This window comes from Nitrosospira sp. TNL200 (assembly GCF_055386305.1).
Genome location: NZ_AP041003.1, coordinates 46,360 through 69,834, shown reverse-complemented (window position 1 = coordinate 69,834; position 23,475 = coordinate 46,360). Strand labels below are relative to the sequence as shown.

The 23,475-nt window shown below is 54.5% G+C and carries 28 protein-coding genes and 1 tRNA gene; 8 read left to right on the top strand and 21 right to left on the bottom strand.

The window, feature by feature from the left end; all coding sequences use genetic code 11:
• Nucleotides 1–55: 55 nt before the first annotated feature.
• The 7 genes from ACZ5CE_RS00385 to ACZ5CE_RS00355 form a co-directional block, all read right to left on the bottom strand.
• Nucleotides 56–2,218 carry a RelA/SpoT family protein gene (locus ACZ5CE_RS00385; RefSeq protein WP_464575777.1) on the bottom strand — a complete coding sequence of 721 codons (2,163 nt, stop codon included), beginning with the start codon at nucleotides 2,216–2,218 and terminating at the stop codon, nucleotides 56–58.
• A gap of 136 nt (nucleotides 2,219–2,354) precedes the next feature.
• Nucleotides 2,355–2,561 carry a DNA-directed RNA polymerase subunit omega gene (gene rpoZ, locus ACZ5CE_RS00380; RefSeq protein ID WP_464575776.1) on the bottom strand — a complete coding sequence of 69 codons (207 nt, stop codon included), beginning with the start codon at nucleotides 2,559–2,561 and terminating at the stop codon, nucleotides 2,355–2,357.
• 130 nt (nucleotides 2,562–2,691) lie between these two features.
• A complete protein-coding gene (gene gmk, locus ACZ5CE_RS00375) occupies nucleotides 2,692–3,330 on the bottom strand; it encodes a guanylate kinase (protein ID WP_464575775.1) in 639 nt (212 codons plus the stop codon).
• A gap of 243 nt (nucleotides 3,331–3,573) precedes the next feature.
• Nucleotides 3,574–4,005 (bottom strand): thioredoxin TrxC, encoded by a 432-nt coding sequence (trxC, locus tag ACZ5CE_RS00370; RefSeq protein WP_464575774.1) that lies wholly within the window; start codon nucleotides 4,003–4,005, stop codon nucleotides 3,574–3,576.
• Nucleotides 4,006–4,124: 119 nt separating this feature from the next.
• A complete protein-coding gene (locus tag ACZ5CE_RS00365) occupies nucleotides 4,125–4,571 on the bottom strand; it encodes a thermonuclease family protein (RefSeq protein ID WP_464575772.1) in 447 nt (148 codons plus the stop codon).
• 334 nt (nucleotides 4,572–4,905) lie between these two features.
• On the bottom strand, nucleotides 4,906–5,028 hold the full coding sequence (locus ACZ5CE_RS00360) for a hypothetical protein (RefSeq protein ID WP_464577569.1): 123 nt from the start codon (nucleotides 5,026–5,028) through the stop codon (nucleotides 4,906–4,908).
• Nucleotides 5,029–5,551: 523 nt separating this feature from the next.
• Nucleotides 5,552–6,427 carry a YicC/YloC family endoribonuclease gene (locus ACZ5CE_RS00355; protein WP_464575771.1) on the bottom strand — a complete coding sequence of 292 codons (876 nt, stop codon included), beginning with the start codon at nucleotides 6,425–6,427 and terminating at the stop codon, nucleotides 5,552–5,554.
• Between the two features lie 177 nt (nucleotides 6,428–6,604).
• Between ACZ5CE_RS00355 and rph the strand changes: the two genes are divergently transcribed.
• The 3 genes from rph (at nucleotide 6,605) to hemW (ending at nucleotide 9,353) form a co-directional block, all read left to right on the top strand.
• Nucleotides 6,605–7,324, top strand: a complete 720-nt coding sequence (rph, locus tag ACZ5CE_RS00350; protein WP_464577557.1) for a ribonuclease PH — start codon at nucleotides 6,605–6,607, stop codon at nucleotides 7,322–7,324.
• A 47-nt stretch (nucleotides 7,325–7,371) separates the two neighbouring features.
• Nucleotides 7,372–7,965 (top strand): RdgB/HAM1 family non-canonical purine NTP pyrophosphatase, encoded by a 594-nt coding sequence (gene rdgB / locus ACZ5CE_RS00345; RefSeq protein ID WP_464575770.1) that lies wholly within the window; start codon nucleotides 7,372–7,374, stop codon nucleotides 7,963–7,965.
• Nucleotides 7,966–8,114: 149 nt separating this feature from the next.
• Complete coding sequence (gene hemW / locus ACZ5CE_RS00340) at nucleotides 8,115–9,353, top strand: radical SAM family heme chaperone HemW (RefSeq protein ID WP_464575769.1); 1,239 nt, start codon at nucleotides 8,115–8,117, stop codon at nucleotides 9,351–9,353.
• A gap of 4 nt (nucleotides 9,354–9,357) precedes the next feature.
• Here the strand turns inward: hemW and trmB are convergent, their stop codons facing one another.
• The gene (gene trmB / locus ACZ5CE_RS00335; protein WP_464575768.1) at nucleotides 9,358–10,029 is read right to left on the bottom strand and encodes a tRNA (guanosine(46)-N7)-methyltransferase TrmB; all 672 of its coding nucleotides are present in this window, start codon (nucleotides 10,027–10,029) and stop codon (nucleotides 9,358–9,360) included.
• Here trmB and ACZ5CE_RS00330 point away from each other — a divergent pair.
• Nucleotides 9,955–10,113 carry a hypothetical protein gene (locus ACZ5CE_RS00330; protein WP_464577568.1) on the top strand — a complete coding sequence of 53 codons (159 nt, stop codon included), beginning with the start codon at nucleotides 9,955–9,957 and terminating at the stop codon, nucleotides 10,111–10,113. The two genes, trmB and ACZ5CE_RS00330, sit on opposite strands and share 75 nt — an antisense overlap.
• Here the strand turns inward: ACZ5CE_RS00330 and ACZ5CE_RS00325 are convergent.
• Nucleotides 10,110–10,910 (bottom strand): thiazole synthase, encoded by an 801-nt coding sequence (locus tag ACZ5CE_RS00325; RefSeq protein WP_464575767.1) that lies wholly within the window; start codon nucleotides 10,908–10,910, stop codon nucleotides 10,110–10,112. The two genes, ACZ5CE_RS00330 and ACZ5CE_RS00325, sit on opposite strands and share 4 nt — an antisense overlap.
• Nucleotides 10,911–10,959: 49 nt before the next feature.
• Entirely contained in the window at nucleotides 10,960–11,142 is a 183-nt protein-coding gene (gene thiS / locus ACZ5CE_RS00320; protein ID WP_464575766.1) for a sulfur carrier protein ThiS, read from the bottom strand.
• A 348-nt stretch (nucleotides 11,143–11,490) separates the two neighbouring features.
• On the opposite strand from thiS, the gene ACZ5CE_RS00315 reads away from it, so the two are divergent.
• From ACZ5CE_RS00315 to ACZ5CE_RS00300, 4 genes are all read left to right on the top strand, one after another.
• Nucleotides 11,491–11,564: transfer RNA gene (locus ACZ5CE_RS00315), tRNA-Gly, on the top strand.
• A 155-nt stretch (nucleotides 11,565–11,719) separates the two neighbouring features.
• Nucleotides 11,720–11,839, top strand: coding sequence for a ribbon-helix-helix domain-containing protein (locus ACZ5CE_RS00310; RefSeq protein WP_464575765.1), 120 nt, complete (start codon nucleotides 11,720–11,722; stop codon nucleotides 11,837–11,839).
• A gap of 110 nt (nucleotides 11,840–11,949) precedes the next feature.
• On the top strand, nucleotides 11,950–13,077 hold the full coding sequence (mutY, locus tag ACZ5CE_RS00305; protein ID WP_464575764.1) for an A/G-specific adenine glycosylase: 1,128 nt from the start codon (nucleotides 11,950–11,952) through the stop codon (nucleotides 13,075–13,077).
• Nucleotides 13,067–13,750, top strand: a complete 684-nt coding sequence (locus tag ACZ5CE_RS00300; protein WP_464575763.1) for a 5-formyltetrahydrofolate cyclo-ligase — start codon at nucleotides 13,067–13,069, stop codon at nucleotides 13,748–13,750. The genes mutY and ACZ5CE_RS00300 overlap by 11 nt, the downstream gene beginning before the upstream one ends.
• 28 nt (nucleotides 13,751–13,778) lie before the next feature.
• Here the strand turns inward: ACZ5CE_RS00300 and ACZ5CE_RS00295 are convergent, their stop codons facing one another.
• From ACZ5CE_RS00295 to ACZ5CE_RS00245, 11 genes are all read right to left on the bottom strand, one after another.
• Nucleotides 13,779–14,417, bottom strand: a complete 639-nt coding sequence (locus ACZ5CE_RS00295; protein WP_464575762.1) for a flavin prenyltransferase UbiX — start codon at nucleotides 14,415–14,417, stop codon at nucleotides 13,779–13,781.
• Between the two features lie 97 nt (nucleotides 14,418–14,514).
• Entirely contained in the window at nucleotides 14,515–15,354 is an 840-nt protein-coding gene (gene rapZ / locus ACZ5CE_RS00290) for an RNase adapter RapZ (protein ID WP_464575761.1), read from the bottom strand.
• Nucleotides 15,355–15,473: 119 nt separating this feature from the next.
• Nucleotides 15,474–16,421: an HPr(Ser) kinase/phosphatase gene (gene hprK, locus ACZ5CE_RS00285; RefSeq protein WP_464575760.1), complete on the bottom strand. Its 948-nt coding sequence runs from the start codon at nucleotides 16,419–16,421 to the stop codon at nucleotides 15,474–15,476.
• Nucleotides 16,422–16,547: 126 nt separating this feature from the next.
• The gene (gene hpf / locus ACZ5CE_RS00280) at nucleotides 16,548–16,877 is read right to left on the bottom strand and encodes a ribosome hibernation-promoting factor, HPF/YfiA family (RefSeq protein WP_464575759.1); all 330 of its coding nucleotides are present in this window, start codon (nucleotides 16,875–16,877) and stop codon (nucleotides 16,548–16,550) included.
• Nucleotides 16,878–16,895: 18 nt separating this feature from the next.
• Nucleotides 16,896–18,371, bottom strand: coding sequence for an RNA polymerase factor sigma-54 (locus ACZ5CE_RS00275; RefSeq protein WP_464575757.1), 1,476 nt, complete (start codon nucleotides 18,369–18,371; stop codon nucleotides 16,896–16,898).
• A gap of 49 nt (nucleotides 18,372–18,420) precedes the next feature.
• Nucleotides 18,421–19,143: an LPS export ABC transporter ATP-binding protein gene (gene lptB / locus ACZ5CE_RS00270; RefSeq protein ID WP_464575756.1), complete on the bottom strand. Its 723-nt coding sequence runs from the start codon at nucleotides 19,141–19,143 to the stop codon at nucleotides 18,421–18,423.
• 31 nt (nucleotides 19,144–19,174) lie between these two features.
• Nucleotides 19,175–19,687, bottom strand: coding sequence for a lipopolysaccharide transport periplasmic protein LptA (lptA, locus tag ACZ5CE_RS00265; protein WP_464575755.1), 513 nt, complete (start codon nucleotides 19,685–19,687; stop codon nucleotides 19,175–19,177).
• A gap of 57 nt (nucleotides 19,688–19,744) precedes the next feature.
• Complete coding sequence (gene lptC / locus ACZ5CE_RS00260; RefSeq protein ID WP_464575754.1) at nucleotides 19,745–20,314, bottom strand: LPS export ABC transporter periplasmic protein LptC; 570 nt, start codon at nucleotides 20,312–20,314, stop codon at nucleotides 19,745–19,747.
• A complete protein-coding gene (locus ACZ5CE_RS00255) occupies nucleotides 20,311–20,835 on the bottom strand; it encodes a KdsC family phosphatase (RefSeq protein WP_464575753.1) in 525 nt (174 codons plus the stop codon). The genes lptC and ACZ5CE_RS00255 overlap by 4 nt, the downstream gene beginning before the upstream one ends.
• A 514-nt stretch (nucleotides 20,836–21,349) precedes the next feature.
• The gene (gene ispH / locus ACZ5CE_RS00250) at nucleotides 21,350–22,288 is read right to left on the bottom strand and encodes a 4-hydroxy-3-methylbut-2-enyl diphosphate reductase (protein WP_464577555.1); all 939 of its coding nucleotides are present in this window, start codon (nucleotides 22,286–22,288) and stop codon (nucleotides 21,350–21,352) included.
• A 197-nt stretch (nucleotides 22,289–22,485) separates the two neighbouring features.
• A complete protein-coding gene (locus tag ACZ5CE_RS00245; protein ID WP_464575752.1) occupies nucleotides 22,486–23,400 on the bottom strand; it encodes a cobalamin-binding protein in 915 nt (304 codons plus the stop codon).
• Nucleotides 23,401–23,475: the final 75 nt, after the last annotated feature.

The window sequence follows — 23,475 nt, the reverse complement described above, 5'->3', positions numbered from 1 at the left end:
GCGAGGATGCGGGCCATTGCTCGCATCGATCGCATCCTGTTCCGATATCGCGGATTCAGCCTTTCATCCGGCTGATCCTGGCTACTTCAGGAATACGCCTCAATCCCCGCATGACCTGGGCAAGATGGTGGCGGTCCCGTACTTCGAGCATGAAAGTCATGGTTGTATAGGCACCCTCGCCGTCCATGACGACATTGTCGATGTTCGAACCGGCATCGGCTATCGCCGCGGCCACCCTTGCCAGTACGCCCCGCTGGTTGGCCACAAGAATTTTGATGCTGACCTCGAATTGCCTGGTAATGCCTTTTCCCCACGCAACATCCAGCCAGTTATCCGCTCCCCCGCGGTTTTTGGCGATCGTGGGACAGTCCTGGATATGGATCACCAAGCCCTGATCCTTCTTGATGAAGCCGACAATCGAATCTCCGGGTATGGGGCGGCAGCACTTGGCAAACTGCACAGCCATGCCCTCGGTGCCCAGTATGGTAATGACGTCGCTGGCGCCATTTGTGGCGGCCAGGGATTCGCCAGGATGGGCCGTCAACCTCCGCGCCATCACGGCAGGCAAATGCTTTCCCAGGCCAATGTCCGCCAAAAGGTCTTTTTTTGACTTGGCCCCGCTTTCGCGGGCTATTTTTTCCCACTGCGTCTCACTTACGGTCTGGAGATCGACCTTGAGCGAAGAAAAAGCCTGGTTCAGCATGCGTTCTCCGAGCTTGGCGGACTCTTCATATTGCATCGTCTTGAGAAAGCGCCGGATATGCGATCGCGCCTTGCCGGTAGCGACATAATTGAGCCAGGCGGGATTGGGTTTCGCATGCGATGCGGTAATGATTTCCACCCGGTCACCGCTCCTGAGCTTGGTGCGCAATGGCGCATTCTCGCCATTTATCTTCGCCGCCACGCAACAGTCGCCGATGTCAGTATGCACCGCGTAGGCGAAATCCACGGGAGTGGATTCCTTGGGTAGCGCGAGGATCTTGCCATGAGGGGTAAACACATAAACCTCTCCGGGAAACAGGTCGACCTTGAGGTGTTCCAAGAATTCCAGGGAGTCGGTGGAATCGCTGAGCGTCTCCAGGAGGCTCTGGAGCCACTGATGCGTTTTCATGTGGAGATCATTGAGATCCGCGTCGCTGCTCTTGTAAAGCCAATGCGAAGCCACCCCGGCCTCAGCGATCCGGTGCATCTCGGGAGTGCGGATCTGGACTTCGATCGGGGTGCCGAAAGGACCCCACAAGGTATTATGCAGCGATTGATACCCGTTCGCCTTGGGTATGGCGATATAGTCCTTGAACTTTCCCGGAATGGGATTGTACAGGCTGTGCAGTGCGCCCAACGCGATGTAGCAGGAGGGAACGTCCTTGACGATGACGCGAAAACCGTAAATATCCAGGACTTCGGAGAATGTGAGATGCTTATCCGCCATCTTCTTGTAGATGCTGAAAAGCTGCTTTTCGCGGCCGGTAACCTCCGCATCCAGTCCTGAAAGCTTCAGGCGCTGCTTGATAGCATCGAGGATTTTGGTGACCACTTCCCGCCGGTTTCCCCGAGCTGCCTTTGTAGCCTTGGAAAGAACCCGGTAACGGGTCGGATAAAGATAGCGAAAGCTCAGCTCTTCGAGCTCATGATAGATATTATTGAGCCCGAGGCGATTCGCGATGGGCGCGTAGATTTCCATGGTTTCTCGCGCGATGCGGCGCCTTTTGTCCAGGCGCATCACTTCCAGTGTACGCATGTTATGCAGCCGATCCGCCAGTTTGATAAGTATGACTCGCACGTCGCGCGCCATCGCCAGCAGCATCTTGCGGAAATTTTCCGCCTGGGCGTCCGCATGGGTCTGAAATTCGATTTTGTCCAGCTTGGAAACGCCATCCACCAGTTCGGCGACTGGATTACCAAATCTGTCACTGATCTCGGCCTTGGAAACATGCGTGTCTTCCATCACGTCATGCAACAAGGCAGCGGTAAGCGTCTGGGTGTCCAGGCGCAGCTTGCCGAGTATGCCAGTTACGGCAAGCGGGTGGGAAATGTAAGGCTCTCCGGACTGCCGGAACTGCCCGGAATGGGCGCTTTGACTGAAGAGATAAGCGTTCTGGAGCTCAGAAACATCCTCCCGTTTAAGATAGCTGGATAGCTCGCTAAACAGGAAGTTCGCCTCGGGCGAGATAACAGAGGGATTCGGCAAGCCTCTAGCTCGCGCTGCTGTTTCCTTCATTTGCTGTGATTAGCCCGTATACGGGTTTCTCAGAACGGCATTCACCTCGCGATACAAAAACTGAAACTCGTCACCTCGATTAGGCGATGAGGACTTTGAACAGAACTGCTGTACAACAACAATACGGCGGCCTCGATCACAGATGCCCCATCGTGAGAATATCGATCCCCACCTTTCCTTGGGCAAGCTCGCGCAGTGCGATCACGGTCGGCTTGTCCCTCGCGGACTCCACCATCGGTGTGCCACCAATCGAGAGCTGCCTTGCCCGGATGGTTGCGACCAGTGTCATATCGAAACGATTGGGAATTTTTTTCAAGCAATCATCAACGGTGATGCGTGCCATAACCTGCTCCCACTATAAATATGTGAATGTACTTAACTTATAAAATATCCGGTGAAACAAAATATTGCCGCTGAGCCCAATGTGCAGGGTGCCGCTGAATCGAACCGGCGATATCGCCAACCCGTCAACGCTATGATTCAGGAGCAGGCGCATGGCCGAGCTGGGCTACCAGATCATGATGGCGGGAAAGCTGCCTCGCCACTTTCAGGCGCTCGGCCTGCACGATGCATTTCAAATCCTGCAAGGCCTTCTCTAGCTTTTCATTGATAATAGCATAGTCATAATCAGCCACATGGCTGATTTCTTCCCGTGCTGCGGCTGAGCGGCGACGAATTGCCTCTGCGCTATCCTGGGCACGATTCCTCAGGCGCATTTCCAGCACCTCCAGCGAGGGAGGCAGAACAAAAATTCCCACCGATTGCGGAAAAATATTGCGCACCTGTCTTGCGCCCTGGCTATCAATCTCCAGCAGAATATCCCGCCCGACGAGCAAGGTTTCGTTTATCCATTTTTTTGAAGTGCCATAAAAATTTCCGTAGACTAATGCGCTCTCCAGAAATTCTCCCTGCTCCAGACGCTGTTCAAACGCCTGCCTGCTTATAAAATGGTAGTCCCGGCCATCGACCTCTTCGGGCCGTGGCGAGCGGGAAGTATATGACACGGAAAGGCTCAGATCCATGCCGGCCTGAAGCAGCGCCTTGACGAGACTGGTTTTTCCAGCGCCGGAAGGGGCACTGATAATGAAAAGACTACCTGGCGTTGCCATCATATTTGATTCGCCCGCTATCCCGATGCTGCTCCGTTCACCGACGCATGCGAAAGTGTAGCAGCTTCCGCCGGACAAGGAACGCCGAATCCCAACCTTCATCGACCATGGGTAACTTCTTCGGCAGCCTCCGGCCAGCGAGTCCCGCCTCTGGAAGACTGCGTTCAAGCTGGATGTAACGGGTTTGAGCGTTGATTACGGCATGCAAGATGCCGGTGGATCCGGCAATTCGCTCTTAACCTAATGCTAATGTGATTTGGCCCAGTGGACTATATCCTGGGTATTCAAGGCCCCAGATTGTCGCGCCACTTCGCGCCCGCCCTTGAACAAGGCAAGCGTGGGTATGCTGCGGATATGGTATCTGGTACCCAACGCCTGCTCGGCATCGGTATTCACCTTGGCAAGGCGGATATGCGGTTCCAATATTGCGGCAGCCTGCGCGAAAGCAGGCGCCATCATTTTACAAGGACCGCACCAGGGAGCCCAGAAATCCACCAGCAGCGGTATATCGGTGCGGTCGATATGGTTTCCGAACGTGGCCGAGGTGAGTTCTACCGGTTGACCCTTGAATAAAGGTTCATGACAGCGTCCACAGTTAGGCTTCTGGTCGAGCCGAACCCTGGGCAGCTTGTTGATCGCCTGGCAATTGGGGCAGATCAGGTGCAGGAATTCGCTCATGAGAATGTCAATCCGTCGTGCTGTAAGCCTGTGAAATGAGGAGGACCCCGCCGATTTTCAAGACGATGCCGGTTTCTTCATCCGGCATTATCCATAATGAAAGTTGGCAATGGAACATACTAAAAAAAATCGTTCCATTCCCAGGGTGGAATCGGGGAAAGGGGAAATTGCGCTCCCCACAGGCCCCGCCCCGCAGCCCGCGCTTTGGCTTGCAACTCCCTCAGCGCGTCATTTTTCGTGTCATCGTAAACCCAGGCCAGGCCACGTTTCACCTGCTCTGAATTGGCATCGATCCCGTTGCACGTCACACGCGCCAGCATGCGCCCATATTCGTCTTTCGTTATGCCCGTCAGCTCCGCCTCTACCCAGAAACATAGATCAAAAAGAGATTTCCTCGATCGATCCGAAAAAGGCTGCTGACCTTCAGGCGCATCGATCTCGGCCAGCCGTACCCTTGACATGTGTCCGTCGATGACTATGGTGAGGGAATCGCCATCGGGAACCTGCACTACCTGGGCATGGATGACCTCGTCGACTGGATCCGCAACCGACGGGCAGGGCAGCATGCAAATGACAAGGGTAAGAAAAAACGCAAGTTGTCGGCAAGGTGATTGAATAATTTTCAGTCTCTGGCTTGAATGAATCATTCGCCGAACAGGATGGCGAACTGACTCATGGCTGATTTTTAGTCGAAAGTAGCACGTACGGAGCAGCACGCTGCACAGCATCAGCCGCAGTAGTTTAATGGCCGTTTCGTCATGGGGGAAATGGCCTTGGGTCATACGCGACCCAGCCTCATGTTGATGGACCACGTCACCGGTCGTTTGTGCTCATCCGGCCCCCAAAGCCGGGAGAGATCGGCAAAGAAGGTTTCAAGTATGTCTTCGCGGCCGGCTTCGATCAAGCGCTGCGCCGCCGACCATGTGGAGATGTATCCGAGAAAATCACCGAGTTTCCAGGCATGCCCGCATCGGCTTCCTTCAGAAATCCAATAATCTGCTCTTCGCTGAATCGCTTCTTCATAGTCCACTCCTTTTTAAGAATCGGACTCTACTACGTCATGAAGCTAATGGGAGGGGCAGGTCATCGCAACTGTCAGTTTTTTCAGAATGTCAGGTCTGTCGAAGCGAGCCGATTGCAGATTCGTTAGTGGAAAAATTTCGGTCATCTCTTTACAGATGAACATAACATGTGTAGAAATATGTAATTAATATATACATATATAAGAATATGTAAAGACAAACGTGTTTTTGTATACAGGTCTCCCCCGCACTCTACCCAAACTCAACCTATGGATTTCTATCCGACGCTTAAACCCAGCCGCCGTAAACTGATCTGCCGGCTCAATCCAGCTTTCCCAGCACTACTTTCAACCGTTCAGCAGCATTCATCACTTCGTTTGTTTTAAGACGGGTGATTGCCACTTGGGCCTTGGCGCCGGCTCTTTCTTTCCTCAAGAATTGAGCGCAGCACCACCAGCCGGCCTATAGCATTTACGTAGAACGGGATGCCCGTGGTACCCAGTTGCTCAATCTTGAGACTTTATTCAATGTTGCACCTGCTCCCGCATCTGCTCTATCAATACTTTAAGTTCCATGGAGATTTTCGATACTCCCGCGTCCATCGATTTGGAACCTATGGTGTTGGCTTCGCGATTGAGCTCCTGCATCAGGAAATCCAGGCGCTTGCCGATAACGCCACCCTTGACCAGTACGCGCTCCACCTCCCCCAGATGGGTGGTGAGACGGCATAATTCTTCATCTATATCCACTTTGCTGGCAAACAACCACAATTCCTGCCGGATGCGATCATCATCGAGGTTTACCAGGGCCTCGCGCAAGCGCGACTTGAGCCTCTCCTCGAAAGCCAGAAGCAGTCCGGGGATGCGAGGCACTATTTCCGATGCCAAGGCGTGCATCCTGCTGACGCGATGAAGCAGAATGCCTTTCAGCTTTTCCCCCTCCCGTGCACGGGATGCTGCAAACTCATCCACAGCTTGCCGCATCAAGTCCATGCAGGGGCCGGACAGATTTTCCGCGGGCGAGGTTTCCGGCCTGAGTATCCCCGGCCAGCGCAGGATGTCCGCAACCTCCAGCCCGCGCGCGTCAGGCAGGGTCACCCTTATAGCGCGATCCAGTTCGAGCAGGTTTTGTAATAAATTGGTGTTAATCTGCTGCAATCCGCCCGTGTCCGCGATTCTTGAAAAGCTGAGGCGGCATTCGACCTTTCCGCGATTCAACCGGGTGCAAAGAAATTCACGCATCCCTGCCTCCAGCAGACGCAATTCGTCAGGCAGGCGAAACTGGAGATCGAGATAGCGATTGTTGACGGAACGAAGTTCCAGATTCAAGGAACCGTAAGGCAGCTCTTTCGTGACCGCCGCATATCCGGTCATACTATATATGGCAACCGAGTTGTCCACTGGCAAGTCCTTAATACGTTAGAATAGGAAACTGCTATCGAGCTGCTTTCAGGGGATTATGCCATAACGAATTTGTCCTCCGGCGCCAATCCCGCTTAATGCCGGCGCCGCCAGCCATTATTGCCGTTTTGTCCGCGATGCTCTTCCGAATGTTATCTCCCTGAAATTTCCATGCCCATACGCCCCAGCAACCGCCAACCAGCTCAGCTTCGTCCTGTCAGGATCACCCGTCATTACACCAGACATGCCGAGGGTTCGGTACTGATCGAATGCGGAGACACCCGAATACTATGCACCGCCAGCCTGGATGAGAAAGTGCCTGCGTTTCTTCGCGGGAGGGGCCAGGGCTGGCTAACTGCCGAATATGGAATGCTGCCGCGCTCAACCAATGAGCGGATGCAGCGCGAAGCCGCCAAAGGCAGGCAGTCCGGCCGAACCATGGAAATCCAGCGGCTGATCGGACGCTCGTTGCGTTCGGTGATGGATCTGGCAAAACTGGGGGAGCGCACCGTCCAGATCGATTGTGACGTGATCCAGGCTGATGGGGGTACCCGCACCGCGAGCATAACCGGCGCATTTGTCGCGCTTCACGACGCGGTGGAAAAACTGCTGAAACAGCAACTGATACGGGAAACACCCATACTCTCCCATGTTGCAGCCGTTTCAGTAGGAATATATGAAGGCGTGCCGGTGCTTGACCTCGACTACCAGGAAGACTCCCGCTGCGATACGGACATGAATGTCGTGATGACCGGCGATTCTGGCCTGGTTGAAATGCAGGGGACGGCGGAGGGAACTCCATTCAGGCGGAAAGAATTGAATGAGATGCTGGATCTGGCGCATGCCGGGATAGAAGAGTTGATCCGGATTCAAAAATCGGCGTTGCATGCGGAATGAGATTTGGATGAGAAAGCCGGCAGGGACAGGCATATTCTGATACGCAGATGCGGAAACTGGTCATAGCAAGTAATAACGCGGGCAAGCTGGGAGAGATCCGGCATTTGCTGGAACCCCTGGGATTCGAGATATTTCCCCAGAGCGCGCTCGGGGTTAGCGAGCCGGAGGAACCTCATGTCACATTCGTCGAAAATGCGCTATTGAAGGCGCGGCACGCCAGCCTTTGCACCGGCTTGCCGGCCCTGGCTGACGATTCCGGTATTTGCGTGCCCCGGCTGAATGGCAAGCCGGGTATCCATTCCGCCCGCTACGCCGGCGAGCCAAAATCGGATGAATGCAACAACCGGAAGCTGGTGGAAACCCTTCTTGGTGAACCTGATCGGCGGGCTTATTATTACTGCGTAATGGTGCTGTTGCGGCATGCCGAGGACCCTCAGCCTATCATTGCCGATGGGACCTGGCATGGCGAGATCGTGCTGGAGCCGCGGGGCGAGAGAGGGTTCGGCTATGATCCCTATTTTTTTCTGTCCCAATTGAGCAGGACTGCTGCGGAGCTTTCCATGGAGCAAAAAAATCGGATAAGCCATCGTGGCCAGGCGCTGGCCCGATTGGTGGATAAAATCAGGGAAGAAGAAATTTAAGTGGGTTGCCGGTTATTGAATACGCTATCGCGCCGCAGGCAGGATGCGGCATTTCTTTCCCATCTTTCCCAGTCACCAGCAGCCTCTTCGACTCGCGGTCACGGACGAGCAGGCCTTGCCCGGCGGACGGCGAGTCATTTCGAATAATCATGCAACCAAGCACCTCCCCTGTGCTCATGCCAGGGTCGCGCGCGCCGCGGCTTATGTCGCTGCCGCCTCTCAGCCTTTATATCCATATCCCCTGGTGCCTGAAAAAATGCCCTTATTGCGATTTCAATTCGCATGAGCTTCGCGATTCCAATTCTTTGCCGGAATCGGAGTATGTCGCTGCCCTCATCCGAGATCTTGAAACGATGGTGCCTCAGGTCTGGGGCCGCAAGGTGATAAGCATCTTTTTCGGGGGAGGCACTCCCAGCCTGTTCAGTGCCCAATCCCTGGACACCATCCTCACTGCCGTTCGCGCCCTGCTGCCCCTGGAGCACTTCGCAGAGGTGACGCTGGAAGCCAACCCGGGAACGTTCGAGGCAAAAAAATTTGCGGACTTCCATGCCGCCGGAATCAATCGCCTGTCGGTGGGCATTCAAAGTTTCAATCCGAAGCACCTGCGATCGCTGGGTCGCGTACATGATGACTCGGAGGCTCGCCGCGCGGTCGAGATCGCCCGGGAGAATTTTTCCAATGTGAATCTCGATCTGATGTATGCGCTGCCGCATCAGACCCTGCAGGACGCGCGTCAGGATATCGAAACCGCTATCGCGTACGAAGTCTCGCATATTTCGGCGTACCACCTGACCGTGGAACCCCACACGCTGTTTCATCGCCACCCTCCGCCGCTGCCAGACGACGATCTATCCGCCCAGATGCAGATAATGGCCGAGCAAGCGCTTGGCGATGCCGGGTATGTAAATTATGAAACGTCAGCGTTCGCCAAGCCTGGCTTTGAATCGCGCCATAACATGAACTATTGGGAGTTCGGCGACTATCTGGGTATCGGCGCGGGAGCACATAGCAAAATCAGCTTCGCCGACAGAATAATTCGCCAGATCCGTTATAAACAGCCGCGCGAGTACCTCGTCAGGATGGCGCCAGATGTATCCGACGCTGATGCCGTCATGGAGCAGCACGAAGTCGGGCGAGAAGACCGGGTATTCGAATTCATGATGAATGCCCTTCGCCTGACGGAAGGCTTCAGTACTCGAATGTTCCTGGAACGTACCGGCATTCCCGTAATGCGCATTCAGCATCAGCTCGATGAAGCTGAGCAGCGCGGGTTCATAACGCGTGGCCGCATGCGGATCGCGCCCACGCTCGCCGGCCGGCGGTTTTTGAATGATTTATTGCAGATTTTCCTGCCCGATCCGGAAAAGGCGGCAGACCGCAGTTCTTGATCTGCTATCGTTTGCGAAACACGACATCCCATACCCCGTGCCCCAACCGCAGGCCCCGCAACTCGAATTTGGTCATGGGCCGATGTGCCGGGCGTGGCGCATAGTCTGCTGCGATATTGACGAGCTGCGGCTCGTCGCCAAAGACCTGTAGCATCTGGACCGCGTAATCTTCCCAGTCGGTGGCGGCATGAATATAGCCGCCACTTTGCACCCTCGTGGATAAAAGCCTGGCGAATTCCGGCTGTATCAGCCGGCGCTTGTGATGTCGCGCCTTGGGCCAGGGATCCGGAAAAAAAATATGTACCCCGCTCAGGCAACCGGATGGGAGGGATTTCTGCAGCACCTCTACGGCATCATGCTGAATGATGCGTATATTTGCCAGCCCGAACTCGTCGATCAACTTCAGCAAACCACCCACGCCCGGTGTGTGGACTTCGACGGCAAGATAGTCGTGTTGCGGATGCGCCTGGGCAATAAGGGCGGTGGTTTCGCCCATTCCAAATCCGATCTCCAGGAATCTGGGTGCCCGCCGGCGAAAAAGATCGTCGAGATCCAGTATACCGCCGGTAAATGGAATGCCATATTTAGGCATCAGGGAATCATGTGCGCGACGCTGGGCGCTGGAGATATGCCCCTGCCGGAGAACGAAGCTGCGAATCGGACGATGCTCTGCCATTATTCGGGCGAAGTGATCAATGTATCGGGAAAACCGGAAAGGCTGCGAAAAGGCCGGTGGGCTGGAAGGCGGGAAGTGAACTAGACTGATTTACCCTTGCTGGACGCTATTACCCCGCTCACGGGTGAGCTGGGGCTTGCGCTGTAGATTTTCTTTGGCATTCTTCCCGCCAGGTAAGCTTCGCGGCCCGCTTCGACCGCCTTTTTCATGGCGGACGCCATGAGCACCGGATTCCGCGCGGCAGCGATAGCAGTGTTCATCAGGACGCCGTCGCAACCCAGCTCCATGGCGATGGCGGCATCTGAAGCAGTGCCGACACCTGCATCCACAATTACCGGAACAGCGGCGTTTTCTATAATGATCTGAAGATTCCACGGATTGAGTATGCCCATGCCGGAGCCGATAAGGGAAGCCAGCGGCATAATCGCCACACAGCCGATCTCTTCCAGTTGCCTGGCCGCAATAGGATCGTCCGATGTGTATACCATGACCTGAAAATCCTCCCTTACCAGGATCTCCGCTGCTCTCAGCGTTTCAGTCATGTTGGGATAGAGCGTTTTTGGATCACCCAGAACCTCCAGCTTTACGAGGCTATGGCCATCCAGCAACTCGCGCGCAAGGCGCAGGGTACGAACCGCCTCTTCCAGCGTATAGCATCCGGCGGTGTTGGGCAGGAAGGTGTAGCTCGACAAAGGCAGCACATCGAGCAGGTTGGGCTCATCGGGATTCTGTCCGAGATTAGTGCGGCGTATCGCTACAGTAATGATTTCCGCGCCGCTGGCATCGACGGCTGCGCGCGTTTCGTCGAAATCCTTGTACTTTCCCGTGCCGACGAGAAGATGCGAGGTATACGTTTTTCCCGCGATGATCAGATTATCCATGAACTCCTGTTGGCGTTTATCGCACTTGTTAGGAGGGAAGCGAGGAACGTCATCCCCCGCCCACCGCAACCACAATTTCCAGCCGATCCCCATCCGCCAGCATTGGCTGATCGAATTTGCTGCGAGGGACAATTTCGCCGTTGCGTTCCACGGCGATACGCTTGCCGTGCAGGCCCATATGCTCCAGCAATTGAGTGATATTCAAAATCTGGTGATCCGGCTTTGATGCCATGCCCGTTTCTTGCGGCAGGGGGATGCGCTGAGGTTGACCGTTGACGATAAGTTGTATCATTTCAAAATGAGAAAATGGATATTGCCATGCGTCATGGCATAGCTTCCCGTGCAATTATACGGGGCGGCGTCCGCATAGTCGATCATCCGGGGTTCATACATCAAACACGCGACAGCGAGCCTTCGCCAGCATGGCACATAATCATATTTGTACTGTTTCCCCTCCCATGGCCGCCAGCCTCGCTCCAGTGGGATCTCTATACCGGGAACCAGATGAAAGGAGGTCCCGTAAGGATATGATTGCCGGGAAGTAGGTTCACGCGTTCCGTTGTATAATCTTCCCCGCCTTGCGGGTGTAGCTCAATGGCAGAGCAGAAGCTTCCCAAGCTTACGACGAGGGTTCGATTCCCTTCACCCGCTCCAGTCATCAGTCCATCGAGTTCTTTACCAGTTTCTTCTGGTAACCAGTCCGCTTTACCGGGCCGTAATTAACACCGGCACCATGCCTTCATCAAACATTTCCTTAACCCTTGCTATTGGAAGTAAACTTTACTACTGCTCTTGTCAAGGAGAGTTCCATGGCAAATGTCGAGAAAGTAAGTATCGCGCTGACTGCGGAAATGGCGATGATGATGCGCCAAGCAGTGGAAAGCGCGGAGTATGCCTCGGCGAGCGAGGTGGTGCGGGAAGCTGCGTGACTGGAAGGTTTGCAGGGCGATCAAATCATCATTAAACTGAGACGACAATGGGATGCGGGTGTTGCCAGCGATCCCGCGACAGACTGCAATGAAGCCTTCTCCCGCGCGATATGAGCATACCTGAGTTCGCCACCAAACTGATAGATTGGCACGGACTCCACGGCCGTAAGAACCTTCCATGGCAGAACACGCGCGACCCCTATGCTATCTGGATTTCGGAAATCATGCTGCAGCAGACGCAGGTGTCGACGGTCATTCCCTATTACGCGCGGTTCCTGCAACGCTATCCGGATATCGGCGCACTGGCGGCCGCGTCTCTCGACGATGTGCTGGCGCAGTGGAGCGGTCTTGGTTATTACTCCCGTGGAAGAAATCTGCACAAGGCTGCGTGCCGGATCGTCGAAGGTCACGGAGGGAAGTTTCCAGATAAAGCCGATGCCATACAGGGGCTTCCGGGCGTGGGACGTTCCACCGCCGCGGCCATTGCCGTATTTGCTTACGGAAAACGCCATGCGATACTCGATGGGAACGTCAAACGCATCCTGGCGCGATACTTCGGGATGGATGGTTACCCCGGGGTGAAAACGAACGAGCGGCGCCTGTGGCAAAAGGCAGAGGAACTTCTGCCGGACTCGGTAGGCGCGGGAATGGGCAGTCATATCGAGGTTTATACGCAGGCGTTGATGGATCTGGGCGCCACCGTCTGCACGCGTGCCCGGCCGAAGTGCGCGGTATGCCCCCTGCGGGAGGATTGCCTGGCTTTCCGCGAATCCCGTGTACGGGAACTCCCCATGCGCAGACCGGGAAAGAAGCTTCCGGAAAGGGAAACTTCCTTGCTGATATTGATCAGGCAAGGAAAAATCCTGCTTGAAAAGCGCTTGCCTGCCGGAGTCTGGGCGAGTTTATGGTGCTTCCCGGAAATGCCGGGTGACGAAGATACGCATGCGTATTGCAGGCGCCGTTTCAGCATGAAAGTCAGACTTCTACCACCCATGGACGAATTTCATCATACCTTCACTCACTTCAGGCTGAAAATCCGGCCCTTGCCGCTTCAGGTCGTCTCCCTCTCGCCAGAAATCGCGGAAGGGGATGCGGGAGTAAAATGGTTCACGCCGGATGAGGCACTCGGCGCCGCAATTCCTGCGCCGGTAAGAAAGCTGTTTGCAAGAATCGACGACTCCAGGACGGGATCCCGCATGTTGTGGCACTCTTCGTACTCTTTGGAACATGCGAAATAGCGGTCAGTCGTTCTATATTGGAACGGATGGACGGTTCGGCAAGGTAATGGATAACTGGCGGGAGTGGAGAAAGCAGCGCCGCGCCGAGTTGATGGCGCTGAGAGAAGCCGTGTCGGAGGATGACTATTATCGCTGGAACACTGCCATCACAGAATCGCTGAGATGCGGCTTTCCATGGTTACGAAGCGTTGCGGTAGGATTTTGCTGGCCCCATCGCGGAGAATATGATCCCCGTCCGATGATGGATTTTATCCTTCGGCATGGTGCTATCGTTGCGTTGCCGGAAGTAACTAGGAAGAATGAGCCATTGAAATTTCGCCAGTGGTGGCACGAAGCCCCAATGAAAACGGGTGCTTATGGCATCCCTGTTCCCGATAATACTCCCCTGGTTTCCGTGGGAGCAATGGTCATACCGATGGTCGGGTTCGATCAAAGGGGCTTCCGCCTGGGCTATGGGAGCGGTTATTTTGACCGTACGCTGGCTTCCAGCGTACCGCGGCCGGTGGCGATCGGCGTAGCATTCGAAATAGCACGGCTGGCGGACTTGCATGCACAGCCGCACGATATTCCAATGGACTTTGTCGTGACTGAAGCCGGCATATATCGGACCGCAGGAAACAGCCTTGCTCCAGTTTCCGCCGAGGAATGCGCCGCGGCGAATTACCGGAATTAGAAGCAGCCACCATCCCACCGGTACGGAATCAATCCTTTCCGGTTCGGCTTGCCTGATTGTCCTCGCCCCACCGAGGTGCAAGGGAATGGCTTACCCCGAGATGATCCAGTATCCGCGCCACTATAAAATCGACTATATCCTGCACGGTTGCCGGCTGGTTATAAAATCCCGGGTTTGCCGGCAGGATCACCGCCCCATTACGCGCAAGCCGCAACATGTTTTCAAGGTGGATTGCGGAAAACGGCGTCTCGCGGGGGACCAGGATCAGCTTGCGGTTTTCCTTCAGCGTGACGTCCGCCGCGCGCTCTATCAATCTTTGGCTCAATCCGGCGGCAATGGCGGCAAGCGTACCCATGGTACAGGGGCAAACCACCATCGCATCCGGTGGATTGGAACCCGAGGCAACGGGAGCAAACCACTCCTCCCGCCCGAAAACCCGAAGCTGTCCTTCCGCAGCATTGAACCGCTCGCGAAATAGTTGTTCCGCCTCGCGGGGACGGGACGGCAGCACCAGCTGCAATTCCTGGTGGGCGACAATCTGCGCCGCCTGCGAATAAAGCAGGTAAACGCGATGTCCGCCCGCCAGCAGCAGTTCCAGCAAACGCAGGCCATAAAGCATGCCTGATGCGCCGGTATAAGCCAATGTGATGGTTTTACGCGCCTCCATTCAACAAGCCGATCGCATAGTAGTCATTCCGTCACATAGTCATTAAAATTCCTGCTGGCGCTCTTTAAGGAAGAACTGTAGCCCGCTCGACTTGCAGCTATTGATTGAGCTCCCGATGACGCACCAGCACCTGGTTACTCCCCCCGAAATGGCGCGCCAAGCGTTCCGCGAAGTAGACCGAGCGGTGCCTTCCCCCGGTGCAGCCAATAGCCACGGTCAGATAATTCCGGTTATCACGGATGAAGCACGGCAGCCAGTCGTCGACAAAGCGTCTGATGTCCCCGTACATTCGATTCGCATCGGGCACGGCATCGAGAAACTGGACTACAGCGTGGTCTTTTCCGGTGAGCGGCCGCAACGCGGCCTCATAATGGGGATTAGGCAGGCATCGAACATCGAATACCATGTCCGAATCCAGCGGAATGCCATGCTTGAAACCAAAAGACTGAAAAAAAAGCGTGAGGCACGCGTGATCGAGACCGACGAAATCCCTGACCCACGCCCGCAGAGTGCTCGGACTCAGATCGCTGGTATCGATACGGTTGGCAAGATCGTGTATTTCGACCAGCATTTCCCGTTCCGCCTGTATGCATTCAGGCAAAGTTGAATGCGCGTCGCTGAGCGGATGGCGGCGGCGGGTTTCGGAAAACCGCTTTACCAGCGTCTCGGTTTTAGCCTCAAGGAATAGCAGATGCACATCCATACCCTTGTGTTTCAAATCAGCCAATTGCTGCGGCAACAACGGCAGTGTCTCGCGGCTGCGGGCATCGATGCTGACGGCCGTTCGCTGATGGCCGGACTCCTTCAAGTAAAGGGTAACCTCGCTCAGCAGGCTGGCGGGAAGATTGTCCACGCAATAATAGCCGCTATCCTCAAGAACGGTAAGCGCGATGCTTTTACCGGATCCTGCCAGGCCGCTGATGACAATCAATCGCATGCTACCGGCTCGGGGGTGAGAGGGTTTGCGGCGAATGGTTCACGTTCTTGCCTTGCACGATCATACAGCGAAGCTTCCCGCTTGCGCTGAACCCGTTCAGAGGTTTTATCTTTCCAGTGCTATTCCAGTTTCCCATTCTCCATCTCATCCTGATGCCGGGTAAGAAATTCCTGGGCGCTATCGATGCCTCGCAACTGCAGCACATAATTACGAACCGCGGCTTCCACCAACACGGCCAGATTGCGGCCGGCGGCTACGGGAATGATGACTTTACGAACATTGACATCGAGAATACTCTCGCTGACATCATTGATCGGTAATCGTTCCAGGGAGCTCAAATCAGCGCTGCTCGGTTTTTGAAGATGGACGATGAGCTTCATGTTCTTCTTGCGGCGCACTGCGGTCTCGCCAAAGATGGTGCGAATATTCAGCATGCCCAATCCACGCACCTCAAGGAAATCGCGCAGCATGGGCGGGCAACATCCTTCCAGGGTTTCCGGCGCGATCCGGTAGAGCTCGACCACATCGTCCGCCACCAGGCCGTGCCCGCGGCTCACCAGTTCAAGGGCCAATTCGCTTTTGCCTACGCCACTATCGCCGGTAATCATCACCCCCAATCCCAGTACGTCCAGCAGGACGCCATGCCGATTGGTGGAGGGAGCGAGGACGCGTCCCAAATAGGGGCGCAGCAGCCAGATTACTTCCAGGCTGGAAAGAGGGGAACAGAAAAGAGGAATGGCAGCCGAATTCGCCAGCGCCTCTATGGAAGCTGGCATGGCGGCTCCGCCGGTGATGATGAAACACCATAACCGGCTCCCAGCAAGGCGCTGCATGTGCTGTTCCAGAGAAGCGGGAGCAAGGCCGTTGAGATAATTGACTTCCGTATCACCCAATACCTGTATCCAGTTCGGATGAATGAAATTAAGATGTCCGATTACGCCCTGCGTGGATTTCGCGATATCCTCATCGTCGAGATATTTTTCTCCGCCGTCCTGGCCCGCAAGCCAGATCAATCCCAGCTTCTGCCGCTTATCCTCGAAGAACTGCGAAATTTTGATTTGCGACATTCAATATCCGTCAGGAAAAGCAATCCGGTTCAAGAAACGGGGCTAAGCGAACAGATAACAGCAATGGAGCATGCGTGCGATCCACGAATCAACGTATCTCCTCTGCTCGCCTGCCCGCAACAAGGATTATTCGGGCGTATTCACATCCTGGTTCTTCAGCGCGCCGTTGCGATAACTCGCGTTCTTTTCCTTATGCTTCAGTATTTGCCGATCCAGCTTGTCCACCAGGCTATCGATGGAAGCATACATATCAGCGCCATCGGTTTCGACAAAAATATCCTTCCCGCGCACATGCACGTTTGCCTCGGCCTTTTGCTTGAGCTTTTCCACCGAGAGAATCACAGTGACATCAATAACATGATCAAAATGACGGGTGATCTTGCTCAGCTTTGAAGTGACGTAGTCACGCATGGCCGGAGTTATTTCCACGTGATGACCGGTAAGGTTAAGATTCATTATGCCTCCTGGCTTGGATTAAAAAGATTTACGAAGATTGACGGGAGGAATCTGAATGGATTCCCGGTATTTTGCGACAGTCCTGCGGGCAACCACAATGCCCTGCTGCGCCAGAATTTCAGAGATCTTGGTATCGCTCAGCGGTTTTTTGGAATTCTCCGAACTGATCATCTGCTTGATCAGAGCTCTGATTGCCGTGGCGGAACACGCGCCGCCGGTATCCGTCCCCACATGGCTGCTGAAAAAATACTTCAATTCGAATATGCCGCGCGGCGTGTGCATGAATTTCTGCGTCGTCACACGCGATATCGTGGATTCATGCAGATCAAGAGAATCCGCGATTTCCCGCAGCACCATGGGGCGCATCGCCACTGCTCCGTGATCAAAGAATTGCCGCTGGCGCTCAACCACCGCTGCAGAAACCTTGAGGATGGTGGAGAAGCGCTGATGCACATTTTTGATCAGCCATTTCGCCTCGTGCAATTGTCCGGATAGCCTGCGGGCCGAGTCATCGGGGCTCCGTTTCAGGATATCAGCATAAAGCCGGTTGATCTTCAGCCGCGGCATGGCTTCCGGATTGAGGCTCGCTGTCCAGTTACCGCTGACCTTCGTGACAATCACGTCCGGGATGATGTAGCGCGCCACCGCAGAACTGAAGGTCGTGCCCGGCCGCGGATTCAGCCGGACGATCATCTGCTGGATGGAACGCAGGCACTCATCATCGCAATGCAGCAACTTCTTGATGGTGCAGAAATCCCTGGATGCCAGGCTTTCGAGATGTTTGTTCACCAGAAGCAGCGCCTGATCCCGATAGGGCGTGTCTTCCGGCAGAACACGCAGCTGCATGACCAGGCACTCCTTCAGATTGCGGGCTCCTATACCGGGCGGATCCAGATGTTGCAGGTATTCGAGCGCGATGCGCAGGTCGTCAATGCCTATCCCGAGCTCTGGCGGCAGCAAGCCCGCTAGCTCTTCCAGATCCTGCACGAGGTATCCGTCGTCATTCAGGCTGTCGATCAACAATCCGACTATTCTGCGGTCTCGTTCCGGAATCTGGCTGAGACTGAGTTGCGAGAGAAGGTGTTCGCGCAAATTAGGCGGTTCCGCCGCCTGCTGCGGATACTCTCGCTCCTCATCATCATCCCGGTAGTTGCGCGCGGCCCCTTCGTCGTTGAACCAGTCCTGCTCATCTGTCAGGCTATTCTTGGCTTCTGCATCAACGCCACCAGCAAGCATCTTTGCCTCGGCATCATCCTGGATTTCAGGTAATGCAGAGGAAAGCGACTCGGTCTGATCGTGGAGTGACAAGCTCCGGTATTCGGCGCTCTCCCCACCGGAAACATCCTCCAGCTCCAGAAGCGGATTTTCCTGGACTATCCGCTCGATTTCCTGGCCCAGCTCGACCGTCGAGAGTTGCAGCAACCGGATCGACTCTTGCAGCTGCGGAGTAAGCGTCAAGTGCTGCGTCAGCTTAAACTGGAGAGTAGGTTTCATAAGCATGGAAAAACAATGTTCTGACCAGATCCCTGCGAATCGACTTCTTTCAAAGCCGGAAATGTTCCCCCAGATATACTTTTCTCACATTTTCATTATAAATAATTTCATCAGGCCTGCCGCTCGCCAGTACCGCGCCGTCGCTGATGATGTATGCCCGGTCACAGATACCCAACGTTTCCCGAACGTTATGGTCGGTAATGAGCACTCCGATCTCCCGCTCCCTGAGGAACTGTATAATTTTCTGGATATCCAGGACCGCGATAGGATCGACACCCGCAAAAGGCTCATCCAGCAGAATGAAACGCGGACTGGTCGCCAATGCCCGCGCAATTTCGACGCGTCGGCGCTCCCCTCCCGACAAGCTGATGCCAGGGTTGTTCCTTATATGGCTGATATGCAGATCATGCAGGAGCTCTTCAAGATGCTGCTGTATTTCATCGGCGGAATAACTCTTCAGTTCGAGCACTGCCCGTATATTATCGGCCACGGAAAGCCGCCGGAAAATCGATGCTTCCTGCGGCAGATAACTCAAGCCCAGGTGAGCGCGCTCGTGCATCGGCATCTGGCTTAAATCGCGCCCATCCAGAAAAATGCTGCCGCCATCCACCGGCACCAACCCTACAATCATGTAGAAGCACGTCGTCTTGCCTGCGCCATTAGGGCCGAGCAGGCCGACCACTTCGCCACTCGTCACTGACAGGGACGCATCCCGCACAACAGTGCGGGATTTGTAGCGCTTCTTCAAACCATCAGCCCTGAGCTCGCTCATCTCTGCCTGAATCAATGCGGCCAGACTGATTTTATTGGTCTTCGGTGTTTGATTTCTGTTCCTTTCTTTTAGGTTGAATGACGGCCCTTACCCTCCCCTCCGATTGAACCGGGGTGCTTGCGCTTGCTTCGCCGCGACCATTTACCTGAAAGAATTCGCTGACCGCGTCGTAGGAAATATACTCCCCATGCACCTCGTCGTGGCCTCGCCTTAATCTCGCCTTCTTGAAAAGCTGCACCTTGTCAGCCTTGCCATCATATTCCATGCGTTCGCTCCAACCTTCGACATACTCGTCCATTCCATCGCGCTTCTGCCGAAAACTGGCAAGATTTCCAAATGCGGTAGCATATTGAAAACCATTGGCGTCTTCCTTGACGATCATCTTGTCAGCCCGGATGGTAAGCGTTCCCTGAACGAGAACGACGTTTCCCATGAAAGTCGCAAGCTTGTTGGCATCCTGCACCGTGGCCTTATCGGCTTCGAGATGTACTGGCTTGTCGCGATCGGCTCTTTCCGCCCAGGCGATCCCCGTGGATGAGATCAAAAACCATGATATCAATATGGATATTATAGCCGGCATCATGTGATTCCAATAGCGAATCTAGCGCCCTTGCTTCTGCACGACTTTTACCTGGGACAACAGCTGGGTAGTCTGCGTGCGGTTGTTCATTTCCATTCCAACCGCATTAATCACGGCATTCTTCTCCGTTATGACTACCGGCTTATCGGTTTTTGCAATATCCTTCTCCGGAACAAGATGCAGCAAGCTAGTGGTCATGGTAGTCTCTCCCCGACCCTTGCCCCCATTTCGCAGCACCATCACATTGCCCGTCAGGTAAACGTCCTCACCCTTGCTGGACATCTTCGCATGGTCCGCATTTATCTGTATCGCCGGCTTGTCGGATGCAACATCAATGAAACGGGGGTTTTCCATGCTTATGCTATTATCATCCGGAAAATGCTTCATGCTTTTTGCAAAAAGCTGATGCCGAACCAGGCCATCAACGCTCATACGGATGATCGAGAAGTCTTCGATCATGTAATCGGGCAGATGTGTGCCGTCATTTTGCGATGAAGAAGGCGGCCTTGCGGACTCACTCAGCCAGAAAGGCAATGCCAGCAGAGAAGCAAGCAAAATGAGGGGAAGACGCGAAAACAACCAGCCTTTCACCTGAGATACGTCTCCAGATGAGCCTCCAGCGTATTTTGTGCCTGCATTATTATTTCGCAAACCTCGCGCACTGCTCCACGTCCGCCCTCAGAGCGGGTAATATAATGCGCATGCTTTTTTACCAGCGGGGGCGCGGCAGGAACGGTAATGGCAAGGCCGCAGCGTAGCAGGACCGGCAAATCGATCAAGTCGTCACCCATGTATGCGCAAGCCGCGCCATCCAGATGGAGCTTTTCCAATAATGATTCAAACGCCGGGAGTTTTTGTTTTGCTCCTTGATACACCAGGGTAACACCCCAATCCTTGGCTTTCAAATCCACGCAGGTAGATTGCCGACCGGTAAGAATAGCGATGCCTACCCCGGTCGACTTGAGCATCTTTATGCCATGGCCATCCTGGCTATTGAATGCCTTGATCTCTTCTCCGGTGTCCGTAAGATAAAGGCTTCCGTCCGTCAGGACGCCATCGACATCAAATATGATTGCCCGGATATTCCTGGCTTTTTCCAATATATGTTGCATGTGATTTACAACGGTTGCGCCCATCAATTTGGCAGATTGAGAAACAAGCCGCCACAAAAAAATCCGCATATCCCGCACAAGGCTTCATATTTCGGCAGTTGTCCTTTGCGCCTCATTTCCATGAATGACAGGGAAATTGCAATACACCCGGAGAGCCTTTATTCAAGGCGAGAACGCCCAATACATCCAGCTCGTCTGATGCGTTCAAACCGAAAGCCCGGGCATCGGCGCTTTCGGATATCCCGGTACAAAACGTTTCAGAGGAATATGCTCTGGCTTACGCCAATTTTCCGCCAACGATGCGGAATGGCTGCAAGATGACACAAGCGCGGGCGAAAATCGAGAAATTATAACAGAAATAGTGCCTTGATTATATTGAGAAGGGGCTGGAATAGCGTAGCCAGTTCACGGAAGCTTCATCAGCGCCAATAAATTCCGTTATCGCAGAGATACGAAAATTACCAAAGGAAGTACTGTGAGAATTTGTTCGGCGCTTCCTTAAGATGAAAATGAATCAATTCTTGGGCAGCGGAAAAACCACTGACTCGACTACGCCACTGAGTTCCTCCACCACCACCTCCCTGTGCCCCGCCGCTATTTGCCTGAGCCGCGAGATAACTTCCTGCACCAGCACTTCGGGAGCCGATGCACCGGCCGTGATGCCTATCCGGTTTTTATCTTCAAGCCATTTTTCCTGCAATTGCTCCGCACGGTCTATCATGTACGCGTCTACCCCGGCATTTCTCGCGACTTCACATAAGCGGTTGGAGTTGGAGCTGTTCGGCGAACCGACAACAATCACCAGATCGCACTGCTTCACCATCATTTTGACCGCATCCTGACGATTCTGCGTGGCATAGCATATATCGTCCTTCTTGGGACCGGTAATCTTGGGGAAACGCCTCTTCAATGCCTTGATTACACGGGTGGCATCATCCACCGAAAGCGTGGTCTGGGTAACATACGCCAGATGCGTGGGGTCCTCTACCTGCAGGCTGTCCACATCCTCTTCTGTTTCCACCAGATACATCTGCGGACCATCCCCTTCGGCCTGGCCCATGGTCCCTTCCACCTCGGGATGGCCCTGGTGGCCGATCATGATGATCTCTCTTCCCTGCTCGCGCATTTTCGCGACTTCAATATGAACTTTCGTCACCAACGGACAAGTCGCATCAAAAACCTTGAACTGCTGCGCCTCGGCTTCCCGCCTCACCTCATGCGAAACTCCATGGGCGCTGAATATCAGAATGCTGCCCACCGGAACTTCATCAAGGTTTTCGACAAATACCGCGCCCTTCTTCTCAAGATTTTCCACCACGAAACGGTTGTGCACCACTTCATGGCGAACGTAAATGGGAGCGCCATGTATTGCCAATGCCCGCTCGACGATTTCAATGGCGCGATCGACCCCGGCACAGAAGCCTCTGGGGTTTGCAAGCAACACTTTCATCATTGGCCGTTCTCCATAAGAACCACGTTCATTGGTCATGTTTGCTACACTGATGTCGCTAACGGTCATGGCTGTTCGCATCCCTTGTGCATGAGTATGGATAGGTGTATGGACGGATAATACAGGTAACCCCGTTATTTTAAAGCATTCATGTATTTCCTCAAGACGCTTTTTTGCGTCCACCGGAAACTCCAGTTCCATTACATAGGATCAATCCCGCTCCGGATGGCGAAACGCACTTTGTCCAGTTCCTCGCAAACCTTGCGTGCCGCCTGCAGTATGCGCGGCGTCTGGCGGTGTATGAGATCGGGGTGTATGAAAATCACATCGCTGTCCTCCATTGCGCTCCCGCCAATCCGCCCATCCAATCGAATTTCCCGTCCGTCAAATCGGGGCGAGATACTGCTCACGATTGCCCGCGGATGAACTTCGAGCAGGTTCTCCATGCCTATTACGGGCGTTAATGCCGGCGCGGAGGCAAACATGTTGACGCCTCCGCAAATGCTTATGATATCGCTGATGATATGATTCCCGTTTACTGTCATGAGCGGATGGCGCCAGATCAACTGAACCATCCTGACCTTTTCCCGGCCTGCATAGCTGTCCCGGATGGTCCGCAATTCATTTTCATAAGCACGCGCGGCTGATTCTGCCTGCGTCGACGTTCCCGCCCACTGCCCTATCAGCCGCAACAACCGCGGCACGTCTTCCAGTCTGCTCGCTTCGGTAGCCGCCACGTTCATCCCCAACCTTTCCAGCCTTCGGATATCCACAGCTGTGCTACCGCTGCGCCAGGCGATCACAAGATCGGGCTCGAGCGCAACAATTCTTTCGAGATCCAGGCTGGACGCATCCCCGATGCGGGGAATCGATTTAACGGCATAGGGATAATCACTATAAAGGTCCGCGCCGACCAGCTTATCGCCGGCACCAGCGGCGTATACCAGTTCAGTGATACTGGGCGAGAGCGAGATGATGCGGCGGGAGAAATGGCTCAGGCGTACATGATGGCCACGGTCATCAGTCAGGCTGGGTGGCGGCGTCTCCTCGACACCCGGCCTGGCCCCGGCCACACCGCTGGTCCAGGCCCATAATAAAGCCGGGATGACGCACAAGCTTACTAGTTTGCCAAGCCACATGTGTACTGGAATGCCACGTCAAAGAGGCTATGACCTTGCTCAAGTCGGGAA